Genomic DNA, 13503 nt, shown 5'->3' with positions numbered 1-13503 from the left:
GAACCAATATGATTCTTTCCAAGAAAAAGTACACACCATGGGACAATATTCTGATTCCATACAAAAGCAGTGAACTCAGTACTGTCTTGTATTCGCTTATTAGACTTCTTGAATTTATTATACCTACAATACAGATTGCAGTGAATGCTCTGTTTATTGAAAAGGCTTTGTCATATCTGTCAGGAAGAAGTTCTCGTGAGGAATTGCTCCTTCCTATTCTTATGCTAAGCGGAATTATTGTATATGCCCGAATCTGTAAAGTCCTAGCCGCTTTGTGTATGAAACATGTCCAAAATGGGATTCGGGCTCAATTTCATACAGCGATCATTCAAAAATGTGCCAGACTGACCTACGAGAGTATTGAAAACGAAGAAATATGGGAGCTGTTTCAGCGGATTAATAACAAGCTCGAAGACAGAATGACTATAGGGTTTCAAAACAGTGTTGAACTGATTGGAATGGGAGTTCAAATTCTTGGTTTTCTTGGTGCACTGATGTTCAGTGCTTGGTGGGCCGCGTTTATTGTCGTTATCTTGTCTGTGCCTATTATGATTCTGGGAATCAAGGGAGGACAAAAGCAGTACGAAGCCGAAAGAGAAACCGGAAAATACGAGATTCGATATGAATACCTTAGCGACATCATGACAAATCGTGATTCTGCAAGGGAGCGCAGCTTGTTCCATTATCAGGAGAGGTTAATTCTGCAATGGAATAAATTATTTGAAAAAGTAAAGTACCTTCAGCGGAAGGTAACAATCAATACTATGCTTCGTATGAAGGCTGTGAATCTGACTATGTCTTTAGCCATGTTTATGGTTGACCTCATTTTGATATTGGCGGTTGCAAAGGGGAAGGTGTCAGTAGGCATGTTTATTGCATTAACACAGGCCTCTATTGGTATCATATCCATTATGTCCTGGGAATTTTCAGACCGCATTAAGGAATTTGCCACACAGAGAGAGTTCTTCAAAGATATCACGCATTTCGCATCTCTTCCCGAAACAGAGGGCGCTACATCTGAACCCGCTCCGCCTGTTCCGTTACAATCTATTGAGTTTCGTCACGTTACATTCCGCTATCCAAACACAGAAAAAGAGGTGCTTCGTGACTTGTGCCTGAAAATGGAGCCGGGAAGACATTATGCGGTTGTTGGCAGAAATGGGGCCGGAAAAACCACCCTCACCAAGCTGTTAACTGGTCTTTATACAGATTATGAAGGAGAAATCCTGATAAACAACAAATCGATAAAGAACTATGCGGCTTCTGAACTGAAGAGTTTTTTTGCTGTCCTATTTCAGGATTTTTCCCGTTATCACATTTCTCTTCGGGATAACATTGCCATTGGAGATATCAGAAACTTTGGCAATCCGGATACAGATCGGAATATAGAAAAAATTCTTGATGAGCTGAACATGACAGATAATATACGAACACTTCCCGATAAGATGAATACCCACCTAGGAAAACTTGACGAAAAAGGTGTGGATTTTTCCGGCGGCCAGTGGCAGCGGCTTGCCATTGCGCGTGTTATGTTGTCCCCTGCACCCATGTATATTTTAGATGAACCGACAGCAGCACTGGATCCAATGAGTGAATCAAAGATATATGGGGATTTTGAATATATTAGCCGGCAAAAAACTACATTGCTAATCACACATCGCCTTGGTGCCACAAAAACAGCGGATTATATTCTAGTTCTTGATGATGGGCATATTGTCCAGCAGGGATCCCACGCTACGCTGATGCAATATGACGGACTGTACAAGGATATGTATGATAGTCAAAGGAGTTGGTATCAATGAAGAAAAAGTATCTGGTTTTTCGCAGAATGATATTCGATATGTTCAGAATCAGCCCCGGAATGACTACGCTTTATTGCCTGTTTGATGTTTTGCATGCTGGCGGTTATATTCTTGTCATGCTCTGTACTGAAAAATTGTTCGACAGTGTTCCTCTGCTTGCTGCAGGCTCACCGTTGTCCGTGTCACTACGGCCGCTTCTGTTTCTTATCATGGCAACAGTATTTTTTGAGATTGCGAACAGTTTAAGTAATTTCCATATCGAGCATCTTTCCCCTAAGATACTCAGTCATTTCTATAAGCGTATCTATATAAAAGCATCCCATATTTCACCGATAGATTACGAACGTCCGGAATTCCTTGATATGCTCAATAAGGCCTTGCAAGGCGTGGAATATGGTTTTTTTGCTTCCAGCCTGATTCTGATAGTATTTACCTTCTATGTGCCTTACTTCATTTTATTGGGGGTGTACCTGCAGCACATTTCACCCATACTGATTCTGATTGTTCTGCTGATTTTTACGCCAGTCATTCTTGGCCAAGTAATACGGTTTCGGTTGTTTTCCGAAGCGGAAGATGCGATTGCCCCAATCAGGCGAGCTACTGATTATTATGAACAAGTCGTCTGCAATCGAAAGTTTTTTAAAGAAACACGAATTCTTGGTATCGTAAACCACTTTATGCAGCTATATCAGGATGGAGTTATCCTAATCAATCAGAAAACTTTGACTGCCGAAAAAAAACATATTAGGATAGATGCTGCCCTGAGACTGTTTACTATCGGTGGATATATCGGTATCCTTCTAATGTTGGTAAACAGTTTGATTCAAAAAGTGATTTCTCCAGGAGCTTTTTCCGCTGTCTTCGCATCTGTAAATATGATGTATGCGCTTGCTGAGGAAATGGTTACAATGTTCTCGGGGCAGATTACACAATACGCAGTATCTATTCAGAACTACCATTCATTCATTGATCTTCCGGAAAATGCAAAAGAAGAAGGAAGTTTCGACAAAACGAAAGGCATCACTCTTGACAACGTTCATTTCAGTTACCCGAATACGCAGACAGAGACAATACGCGGAATTAGTCTTAAAATCCAGCCGGGTGAAACCGTAGCAATCGTTGGTGAAAACGGTGCCGGAAAATCGACTCTGGCAAAACTTATGCTTGGTTTATATGTTCCGGACAGAGGAACCGTCCGTATTGGTGGACTTGACAGCGAAAAAGTCGCTTCACGGTGCATATATCAAAATTGTGCCGCTGTTTTCCAAGATTATCAACACTATCTCACAACACTGGAGGAAAACATTACCATAAGCAGCAATAATAGCTGTTACAATAAGCTTGTTAGACTAAACCATGTTTGTGAAAGGGCCAAATTGTTAGTCAACAGTGATTCCTTCCCACAGGGGTTTAGTACCATGCTGTCCAGAGAATTCGGGGGTGTGGATTTGTCAGGTGGACAATGGCAGCGAATTGCGATTGCTCGCGGAATATTCCGTGAACATGACATCATTGTTTTAGATGAACCGACATCTGCGATTGATCCGATTGAAGAAAGTCTCATGTATCAAAATTTCAAAGAAATATCCGAAGGAAAAACTGCTATTATAATTACACATCGCCTTGGCGCTGCCAGAATTGCTGATCGGATTATAGTGTTGAAAGATGGCATTATAGATGATATAGGCACTCATGAGGAACTGATTAACAAAGGTGGAGTGTATTCTGAAATGTATAGAACGCAAGCCCAATGGTATGAATAGAGAAAGAAACATGCGCTACCCGGGGAGGTCTCGTCAGCGGTGGAAGCAGAATAAGAAACCGTAGTAACAACGAATGGCGAGAATGAAGTCAGCAGAAGTCATAGTACCACTGTGGTTGCATCACACAGAGGGAAGGACGGAACTTTAGGCGGTGTAATGCGTGAAAGCAACCAAAAGTAAATTTAAGGATAGACAACTTTATAAAGAAGGTCATCTGCAAAAAGTATCTGCGGAACAGAGAGGATATGTAGAGGCATCCGCTTGCCAGAGGATTGCACACATAACCGACAATACCATCGCAAACTTGCCGTGCAAGTAAGGGAAAACTAAAAAACCACCGTGTACCGAACGTATGCACGGTGGTGTGAGAGGTATGCCCTTCTCCTACTCGATTTAACGCTTTTTAATTTTATATAGCCCTTTAAATCCAAGAAGCAACCCAAAAACCATCGAAAAGAATGATAGAATGGTCATAGTTATTGTTAGTTCTCCATGGTTTAGTATACTTTTAAAGAAAACTACAGAGCCAAGAATACCAGCAATTATTTGAAGTATTGCTAGACTTATATTGAATTTACTATTCATACATGAACATCCTTTTTTAAAAATTAGTATCTTCTTACAGAAAGACTTGTTGGGCTCCAGCCATTTACAGAATAACCTTCTTTGTGTAGATATTTTTCTGTGTATTTTAATCCAACTGTTATTTCTATTCCAGATTTACCTGATATAGCATTAGCTAAGGCGGCAACGCCTAATTCCCATAGTTTATTATAGCACGAAAACGGCTAATAGTCTCGATTTTTAGCCGTTTTTCAAAGATTTTAAAGAGATTTTTTTATTCTTTTTTTGACGTTCTTTCTTGCGAACAAACTTGAAAAACCGAGCTAGTACAGCTCCGGTTTTACCGGAAGAATAGCCTTTTTCTGATCAATGGAAAGTTAGTAAATGGTAAATAACCTACCTCTCCCTCTCCTTCCCCATATATTGCTCATAATTTTTCCTCATCTGGTACAATTCACTCATTTCAGTTTTTGCGGAAGAATACTCTTGCATAAGGATATTCTTTTTTTTGTTCATTTTTTCAAGTTCCTCAAAAATCTGCTTGGAATTAGGCATTTTAGAGTACGCTTTTTTTAGGGCTTCTAAAGCATTTTCATAGAGCAAGATTTCGGACTTATGTTCTCTGGCAAAGTTTTTGTCACCGGGATTTTTCTTGTATTCCTGATAAATCTGGCGATATTTATTCACGGTATGGACTTGTTCCATAGACAGGGAAAGCGTTTCGATTTTTTCTTCCAGCTTCTTGATTTTTTCCTGAAGGTTTTGTCTTTTATCTGCACTTTTTTTAATGAAACTATCAAGTTGAGCAAGGCTTTGAAAGCCCTTTTCATGCATGGAAAGAACAGTGTCGGAAGCGACTTGTAAATTATGTTTGGTTGCCCAGAATGCATATCCTTTGCTTTGCTGTATCTTCGGATTATTTGCAATATCAATGATATTTCGGACACGCTTTTTAACGGTGAATGTCTTTTGACTAGCGTTTTCTAAAATTCTTTCTTTGAGCCTTTCTTCCGTATAATCTTCCCCAATCGTCTTGGCTCTTGTAAATCGTTCCTTTCCTTTTTGTTTAAAGGCAATATGTTTTCCATATTTGATTTCGTAGTCAAGTTCTGTCATTTTTTGGATAAATGTTGCCCAATCTTCAGACTGTGCAATCATCCTATCTATGTCAAACTGGAGCCTACTTTTCCAGGAACTACCGTTCTTAGCTTGTTCATTTTCATACCAGGATTTTCCATTTGTTTTGTACTTTTTCTTGAATCTTTCATAGTACTCGTCAACGACTGATAGATTATACTCTTTACAGAGTTTGTCGCTTTGATAGCGGATCTGATGGTAGCTTCTTTTGTTGGATTGATAGCATTTTCCAGTAGCCATATTTACATTATTAAAAATAATGTGGTTATGAATATGGCCTTTGTCGATATGGGTACTTAGGATAAATTCGTATTCCCCTTTCAGTATGTTCTTACATAGTTCCAGACCAATCTGGTGAGCAATTTCAGGAGTGGTTTCGCCCGGTAGGAAAGACTGAATGAGATGTCTTGCCAGAACATTTCCCCTTGTGTTTTGCTCCTCCCTTCTCTTTAAAAACTGCGTGTGTGCGGATGCCGGGTGACACTTATTTGTACTGACTAGGAGTTGTTCATCTGTCTTTTTAGAATCAGTAATATATTCAATAGCCAAGTTGAGACGGTAGCGTTGCTACAAAAACAGAACTCGTAAAAATCCTTGATTTTAAGCACTTTTGCGAGCATTTCACCTTCGGAGAGACGGACTGGTCGATGCGCGGAAAAACGCCTCAAAAAGTATGTCCGGGTGGTCATAGCTATAGAACTCGTAACAGTAGGCACAAAAATCGAAGACTCATAGACAACCGAACATTGAATCGATCATGGACGTTTATTTACTGCATTTCCGCAGTGAGTAAACGTCCTTTTTTCGCTTACAGGAAAAACAGAGGAAGGAGGAACGCGGATGGAGTTTAATTACTTCTACGGCCCGGAGTTGTAAACCATCGAACAAGGGCGGCCGCAGAGCTGCCCGATACATACCAAGCTTTCCCTCACGAAAAAATTACTTTACCTTTACGCTCTTGTAATCTATTATAAAGAGCGAGAAAGTAAGGTGATAAAATGACACGGTTTGATCTTTTAGACAATCTTGTAGAGAACGGAAACGGGTATCTGTGCACTTCACAGGTACTGGAAAGCGGCATTTCCAAGCCTACACTTGCGGACTATGTGAGTAAACGGAACATGGAGCGAGTGGCGCATGGGGTATACCTGGCGGAGGATGCATGGCCGGACGAGCTGTACCTGCTTTATCTTTCCAACAAGCGCATCATTTTCTCCCATGAAACCGCGCTGATGCTGCATGGGCTGATGGAACGGGAACCAAATAAAACGAGTGTGACGGTGCAGGCGGGATATAACTCTACGCATCTGCGCAAGAAAGGCATTCAGGTTTATCAGGTAAAGCCGGACGTCTATGAAGTTGGTGTTGTGGAAGTACAGACGAGCTTTGGCAATACAGTTCGCGCGTATGACATGGAGCGGACGATCTGTGATGTTCTTCGGTACAAGGATACGATGGATGTGCAGATCTTTCAGTATGCGATGAAGGAATATATGGCCAGCGCCCATAAGAATTTGAATCATCTGATGGAGTATGCCAGGAGATTTCAGATTGAGCCTGCTATGAGGACATATACGGAGGTCATGTTATGATCAGGACAGCGACACAGCTGAAGGCAAAAGTGAGAAACCTGTCCGGCGGAGACAACAAAAAGGCGCAGACCTTGATCCGCAACTTCATTATGGAGCGTTTCCTGGAGCGGATCGCTCTTTCCCAGTACCGCAACAATTTCATCCTGAAGGGCGGTATGCTGGTGGCGGCAGTCGTCGGTCTGGATACGAGAGCGACGATGGACATTGATACTACGGTGAAATCGCTGAATCTTACTAAGGATAACGCAGTCAAGATCGTTGAGGAGATTATTGCCGTAAATCTTGACGATGGCGTTCAGTTTCAGATCACCAAGGTCACGGATATCATGGAAGAGCATGATTATCCGGGAATCCGGTTTATGTTGGAAGCCACGCTCGATAAAATGCGGCAGGCGGTCAAGATGGATATCTCCACCGGGGATGTCATTACTCCAAGAGCAGTCGAATATTCCTATCACCTGATGTTTGAAGATCGGGCAATTTCCCTCAGGACATACAATCTGGAAACACTCTTGGTAGAGAAATTGGAAACAATCATGGCTCGCGGCACGGCGAATACACGGATGCGAGACTTCTACGACATCCATGTGATCAGTCACCAGGAAGCTTTTGACAGAGAAATCCTTAAAAAGGCGTTTCTTGCAACAAGCGCAAAGCGGAATACGACAGATCAGATTCCCGGCTTTAGGGATATTCTTTCCACGGTAGAAGCTGACGCAAGCATGAAAAGGCAGTGGGACAGCTTCCGGGAGGATTCTTTTTTCGTTGGTGAACTGTCATGGAACGAGGTTATGGTAAGCGTGAAAGTGTTGGCAGAGGTAGTTCTGTGATTCAAAGACACAGATAATCAAATCGGATTTTTCCGCTAGTAACTAATTTAAAAAATAAATATAGTGAAGTTGAAATGAAAGCTGAATATGATTGGAGTTTTATGAATACACTTAGATATAAAAATGGTATTCAAGCAGAATCTAATAAAAAAATATCTGGATTACCAGATCATGCGATATTAAACCCATGAGATTGTATTTATCAACTTTGGGAAAGAATCCGATTGTTTTTGAAATTGAAATTGATGAAAAATATTGCGCAATATAGAGGATTATAAAGAACTTATTCTATATTTAGAAATAAAATATAATCCAAACCATACTTTTAAACCGGTAGATTTATTTGAAGCATTAAACAATAAAATTCCGAAAAAGTTTCAGAGAAAACCGAATTGTTCAGAAGTAGTAAGTGTAGCATCCAAAAGAAGGAGGGTAGAGGAGGCAGACAAAATCTATTTTTGTGGGTGGAGGAATAATCCTACAGGATATAATGTTAGTGAAATGAATATAGAAAAAACGAGAATTGCGTTTGGAGATAAGATTGCAGCTATGTGCAAATTAAAAAATGTTAGTTCATGTTGGACAAATATTTCGAGTGATGAATATTTGAAAAAAATTAATGACTTATACAGTATGTAAAATAGACAAATAAAAATTTATGACTATTTATTCCTCTATCCGACTCTTCAACAGCTATGGTCGGACCGTCTGTAGAACTTGCTTCAAAGGAACAAGATAAGGAGCAAGTCAGGGAGCAAGTCAGGGAGCAAGATAAGGAGCAAGTCACCCTCCAAGACTTAAATCAAAGACTGGGGGAATTAATCTAATTTTGCGGTATGCCGCGTAGTAAGGAGAGATGAGTTTAGGCTGTGAAAATCACTCCGTGGAAACACATCAAGGGAGTAATGCATGAAGAGCTTCCGGCTCCTAAAAGAAAGAAGTGAACGGTATGATGTTAGAAACAGAAAGACTTATCCTCCGTCCATGGGAAGAAACGGATGCAGAGGAATGCTATAAATACGCAAAAGATCTGCGAGTAGGTCCGATCGCAGGGTGGCCTGTACACACAAGTGAAGAGGACAGCAGACAGGTTATTAGAGATGTACTGATGGTACCGGAGACTTACGCTATTGTGCTAAAGGAAACAGGACTTCCCATTGGCAGCATCGGCCTTCACCATAATGACCTTGCAGAAAAGGAGGATGAGGCGGAACTCGGTTATTGGCTGGGAGTTGATTATTGGGGACAGGGTCTTGTGCCGGAGGCGGCAAGAGAGCTGCTGCGTCATGCCTTTGAGGAACTGAACCTTGCTCGCATCTGGTGTGGTTATTATGATGGTAATGACAAATCAAAGCGTGTTCAGGAAAAGCTGGGATTCAAGTATCAATGGACTACTGAGGATGCACCTGTGCCACAGATGGGCGAAATAAGAAAGGGACACGTAAGCCTACTGATGAAAGAAGAATGGGGAAAGCTCATTACGCTTTATATCCCATCTTTGGAAGATCTTTGGTTTCGGAAGAAGATGATGGCAGATAGGGAAACCATGTCGTATAACCGGGTCTGGGGAGGTACAATTCCTTTTCCGAAAGAGGAATGGAGTGGCTGGTATGATTACTGGATTATAAAGCACGAAGGCAAACGATACTACAGATATTTAAAGGATAACGCCGGTCATTTTATTGGAGAGATTGCCTATCATTACGATAGCGATAGAAAGCTTTATCTCGCAGATATCATAGTCTATGCTCCATATAGAAAAAAAGGCTATGGCGGTATTGGATTGGATTTGTTGTGCAATGCCGCTAAACAAAATGGCGTAAAACTGCTCTATGACGATATCGCCATAGATAATCCGGCAATCACAATGTTTCTACAGAATGGATTTATGGAAGAATACAGAACACACAAATTTATCATGCTCAAAAAAGAACTGTGAAGATAGATGTCTAGCTATTCTTGGGATTTTGTTTAGTCCCTATGGAATTTCAAGGCTTAGTGCGAGTATTATTGAGTTTCTTCATGTGGTAAACAAAGGGATAAAATCAATCTAAAGTAATTCATCAATGGTAGCAAAAGACGATGGTGAAAACTATCGTCTTTTTTCTTTGTAAATTTTAGGGAGAAAGGAGGGGAGAATGGAGCAATTTGTAGCTTCAAAGGGCAATGAAGTGAAGTTAAACATACTGTAGTCTTTGTTTTTTAGTACGATTATTCGATTAAATAAGTGAGTTATTACTAAGCCCCAGAAAGCAGATATGAAAAAATGACTTAAAAATAGTATAATAATAGCAATACTAAGGTAAACAAATTAGAATTGGAGGAGACGGAATGAGTATTTTATTTGATGAATTTAGCAGCATTTGCTTATATTTAAATAAAATTGGAATCGTGCCTACACTAATGGGTTCTTTAGGATTGGAATTTATATCAAAAGAAGATTGGGAGCCATCAGATATTGATATTCATGTTCAAGGAGATCCAAGAGGATGGGAAGCTCCTGATGAACTTAGAATTTATGATTGGGACAAAATAATGATGGTTATGGAAAAATTGGGATATGATTTAGTGGACATTCATGAGCATGAATTTCAAAAAAATGGAGTTAGTGTAGAATACGGTTCAATCGATTCCTTATATGATTTTGCGGGTATTGCTGAATCGGATATAGAACTAATTCAACTAAACGAAATAAGGTTTCGTGTACCAAGTCTAAAACAGTTTTTACAGATTTATAAAGCCTCATCGAAAGATTCATATAGAAATGATAATAATAACAATAAAGACTTTAAAAAAATAGATTGGTTGAATAGTCATATATAAATATAGGTTTGTTAAACTCAAACAATAATAAAAATAAATATTTTAAGAAGAGGGTGTGTTGATGGAAATAATAGAAGTTATGGAAAACAAAAAAATTATATTGAGTGAATATTCTGGCGCAGCGGAGCTGCTATTCCGGAATAGGAAACCGTCGTATTGCTTAGTTACTGGTGCGAGTTTACTCGCTTAATGTCGGATCAAGGCCGTATACCTCTCTCATAGACTTATAGTTCGTTGGGTCAGTCGGTATGATATTGATCTTGTAGGCATCATGTTTAATCCTGTCGAGGATGGCCTCAGCAAGCGGACTATCATCGCCGCCAAGCTGGTCGTACCATCCGGATGGATCATACTGTGAACAAAATATAGTGGAAGATTTCTTTCTTCTTCTGTGAAGGCATTCCAGGATATCATGCTGCTCAGTCTCCGTAGGCTTTAGAAGGAGCCATTCATCAATGATGAGGAGAACCGGATTAGCATAACGGGACTGTACCTTTTTATATGTGAGAGTACAGTAAATACTGTGGTATATGTAAAAATCTTTCCATGGAGATTTCTGGATGAATATGATATTAACGCTATTCGTGCAAATATTGCTTTGGATATGGTTTCTGGGATGTACGATTACATGGCGCTTCGGGAAACGAATTCTTGTTGAAGGAATGGGAATTCAGAGCGCAGAGTTTGCCATGCTTTGCCTGTATAGCATAGGACTGATTAGTTATCGTTTTTTTCAGCCTACAGGTAAATGGATTTTGTTCACAATCCTTGTGTTGTGGTTTACGATTCAGTTTTTTGCCATTGGTATTACACTCTCTTTGGTGCCTCCGAAAGAAAACTGAAAGGGTACAATGCGTGCTTTAAAGGCACGCTAAGGCTCATTCCTATGAGTGAAAAACGCGTGATACCGGACTTGTATCATATTGTTCTTCATATATTTATATTGTTAAACGGCATACTTTGCTTGCTGTCTCGACATCCCACTTAAAATAATCCGATTCCGTTTCTCAGATATATGCTTCAGGTTATTTTGGCTTGTTATAAAGAACTTGAAGAGAGCGTCGGATTAATGAATGAAAATGGAAATGGAAGCACTATATGACGTTAATGTTCGTACAATCAACTAGCATATTAAGAAAATTAATTCTGATGCAGAGCTTGAGGAAGATTCAACTATCCGGAAATTCCGGATAGTTCAAGAGGAAGGATTTTGTCAGGTTGGACGTGACATTAAGCACTATAGCGCCCAATTGATTATTGCTCTAGGCTAAAAGTTAATTCTGATCGTGAGATATACAGATAAACCTTACAAGGGATTAACAAATTGAGTGGCAGTACCGAAAGGAAATATTGTAAAAAGTGATATGAATGTCTCGAAGAATTATCTTAGCGCGAAGAAAATGCGTTCACTGGAGAGAGTTGTACCAGCTTCTTGATTTCATCTATTGTTTACAAATACTCTTTAAAAAACTATAATAAAAGTGTAATTGTAAATGGAGTGATAAAATGAACGCTTTGGAAAAACACTTTTTAGAAAATAATATTATTACCAATAAACAGGCGGAAGAGATAGGCATAAAAAGGCATATCTTAGCTTCACTTGTTCATAAAGGCGAGCTGGAGAGAGTTAGAAATGGTGTTTATAAGAAAAAGGATGCCATAGATGATGACTTTGCTGTTATATCTGTTAATAATGAGCAAATGGTATTTTCTTTTCATACAGCTTTGTATCTTCTTGGATTTAGTGACAGAATACCTAATGTTTTTCATATCACTGTGCCTCAGGGGTATAATGCAGAGCACATCAAACGGAAATTTCTGAATATCAAGGTTCATTACGTAAAGAGAGATTGTTTCAATTTAGGACTTATTAAGACGAAAACCCCACTGGGATCAACCGTTAAATGCTATAACATGGAAAGATGTATCTGTGATATTGTTTTGAAAAGGAAATCTATTGATAAGCAGATTTTCATCAATGCACTAACCGGATACTTTAAGAGTAAAGAAAAGAATACCAGAAATCTTATTAAATACAGCAGAATCCTTGGTATTGAAGAGGAAATCAGAAAATATTTGGAGGTTTTATAAAATGATCGGTTCGGAAAGCTTGAAAGGAAGAATAAGAAACATTGCAAACTCTAAAAACCTCAGGCCACAGGAAGTTCTGCAAATGTTTTTCTTTGAAAGATTTTTAGAGAGATTGTCAAAGTCTAAGTATAAATTTAATTTTGTTATCAAAGGTGGACTTCTGATATCTTCTATGATTGGAATTGATAACCGTACAACGATGGATATGGATACTACTATCAAAGGTGTGCCATTACAGGAAGAAGTTATACGAAATATCGTTTCGGAAATCATAAATGTAAAGGTAGATGACGGCATAGATTTTGAAATAACGGATATAAGCCATATACGAGAAGAAGATGAATATGAAAACTTTAGAGTGCATTTAATAGCTAACTTTGAAAAGATTAAAAATGACATGAAGATTGATATTACAACCGGAGACGTCATAACACCAAAAGAAATCGAATATTTATATTCTTGTATGTTTCAAGAGGAGAGTCTTAGGGTCTTAGCATATCCCCTTGAGACGATATTGGCTGAAAAGTATGAGAGTGTTATTAAAAGGAATATTGCCACAACAAGGATGCGAGATTTTTATGATTTATATAATTTATATAACTTAAAAAAAGAGGAAATTGACTTTGAAATTCTAAAACAAGCGATTTATTCAACTGCAAATAGAAGAGAAAGCTTGTCGCTTATGAAACAGGCAATGGAAATAATTGAGGATATAAGGGAGGACGATTATCTTCAAGAACTGTGGAAGACATATTTATCGGACAATCTTTATGTAGGGGATTTGGAGTTTTCAGAAACTCTAAAAGTAATTGCGATTATTGCTGAAAAGATTGCTTTATAGGAGTGATGATATGGCTGTCATCAGCCGGCAGGAGATTGGTCGGACGACATTTCCATGACT

At 39.2% G+C, this 13503-nt stretch carries 11 protein-coding genes and 1 pseudogene; 10 read left to right on the top strand and 2 right to left on the bottom strand.

Annotated features, from left to right (window positions below):
* Positions 1-8 precede the first annotated feature (8 nt).
* A complete protein-coding gene (locus HMPREF9624_RS10195; protein WP_009537676.1) occupies positions 9-1802 on the top strand; it encodes an ABC transporter ATP-binding protein in 1794 nt (597 codons plus the stop codon).
* Positions 1799-3565: an ABC transporter ATP-binding protein gene (locus tag HMPREF9624_RS10190; protein ID WP_009537675.1), complete on the top strand. Its 1767-nt coding sequence runs from the start codon at positions 1799-1801 to the stop codon at positions 3563-3565. Before HMPREF9624_RS10195 ends, HMPREF9624_RS10190 begins: the two co-directional genes overlap by 4 nt.
* Positions 3566-4525: 960 nt before the next feature.
* Here HMPREF9624_RS10190 and HMPREF9624_RS10180 read toward each other — a convergent pair.
* On the bottom strand, positions 4526-5815 hold the full coding sequence (locus tag HMPREF9624_RS10180) for a relaxase/mobilization nuclease domain-containing protein (RefSeq protein ID WP_009537674.1): 1290 nt from the start codon (positions 5813-5815) through the stop codon (positions 4526-4528).
* Positions 5816-6264: 449 nt separating this feature from the next.
* On the opposite strand from HMPREF9624_RS10180, the gene HMPREF9624_RS10175 reads away from it, so the two are divergent.
* The 5 genes from HMPREF9624_RS10175 (at position 6265) to HMPREF9624_RS10155 (ending at position 10511) form a co-directional block, all read left to right on the top strand.
* Entirely contained in the window at positions 6265-6858 is a 594-nt protein-coding gene (locus HMPREF9624_RS10175) for a type IV toxin-antitoxin system AbiEi family antitoxin domain-containing protein (RefSeq protein ID WP_009537673.1), read from the top strand.
* Positions 6855-7688 (top strand): nucleotidyl transferase AbiEii/AbiGii toxin family protein, encoded by an 834-nt coding sequence (locus tag HMPREF9624_RS10170; protein WP_009537672.1) that lies wholly within the window; start codon positions 6855-6857, stop codon positions 7686-7688. The genes HMPREF9624_RS10175 and HMPREF9624_RS10170 overlap by 4 nt, the downstream gene beginning before the upstream one ends.
* Positions 7689-7943: 255 nt before the next feature.
* Positions 7944-8327, top strand: coding sequence for a DUF6037 family protein (locus HMPREF9624_RS10165; protein WP_242822647.1), 384 nt, complete (start codon positions 7944-7946; stop codon positions 8325-8327).
* A 310-nt stretch (positions 8328-8637) separates the two neighbouring features.
* On the top strand, positions 8638-9627 hold the full coding sequence (locus HMPREF9624_RS10160) for a GNAT family N-acetyltransferase (protein ID WP_009537671.1): 990 nt from the start codon (positions 8638-8640) through the stop codon (positions 9625-9627).
* A gap of 392 nt (positions 9628-10019) precedes the next feature.
* Positions 10020-10511, top strand: coding sequence for a hypothetical protein (locus HMPREF9624_RS10155; RefSeq protein ID WP_009537670.1), 492 nt, complete (start codon positions 10020-10022; stop codon positions 10509-10511).
* A gap of 178 nt (positions 10512-10689) precedes the next feature.
* On the opposite strand, the pseudogene HMPREF9624_RS12340 reads toward HMPREF9624_RS10155, so the two are convergent.
* Positions 10690-11016, bottom strand: a pseudogene (locus HMPREF9624_RS12340) (ATP-binding protein); the annotation flags it as partial.
* Between the two features lie 55 nt (positions 11017-11071).
* Here HMPREF9624_RS12340 and HMPREF9624_RS11875 point away from each other — a divergent pair.
* The 3 genes from HMPREF9624_RS11875 to HMPREF9624_RS10140 all read left to right on the top strand — a co-directional run bounded on the left by HMPREF9624_RS11875 (position 11072) and on the right by HMPREF9624_RS10140 (position 13443).
* The gene (locus HMPREF9624_RS11875; RefSeq protein ID WP_009537669.1) at positions 11072-11353 is read left to right on the top strand and encodes a hypothetical protein; all 282 of its coding nucleotides are present in this window, start codon (positions 11072-11074) and stop codon (positions 11351-11353) included.
* Between the two features lie 664 nt (positions 11354-12017).
* Positions 12018-12602 carry a type IV toxin-antitoxin system AbiEi family antitoxin domain-containing protein gene (locus HMPREF9624_RS10145; RefSeq protein WP_009537668.1) on the top strand — a complete coding sequence of 195 codons (585 nt, stop codon included), beginning with the start codon at positions 12018-12020 and terminating at the stop codon, positions 12600-12602.
* 1 nt (position 12603) lies between these two features.
* Complete coding sequence (locus HMPREF9624_RS10140; RefSeq protein WP_009537667.1) at positions 12604-13443, top strand: nucleotidyl transferase AbiEii/AbiGii toxin family protein; 840 nt, start codon at positions 12604-12606, stop codon at positions 13441-13443.
* The last annotated feature ends 60 nt before the right edge of the window (positions 13444-13503 follow it).

This window comes from Oribacterium asaccharolyticum ACB7 (assembly GCF_000238075.1).
Taxonomy (GTDB): Bacteria; Bacillota; Clostridia; order Lachnospirales; family Lachnospiraceae; genus Oribacterium; species Oribacterium asaccharolyticum.
Note: the sequence above shows the minus strand (reverse complement) of the source record. Positions and strands in the feature narration are given on the sequence as shown.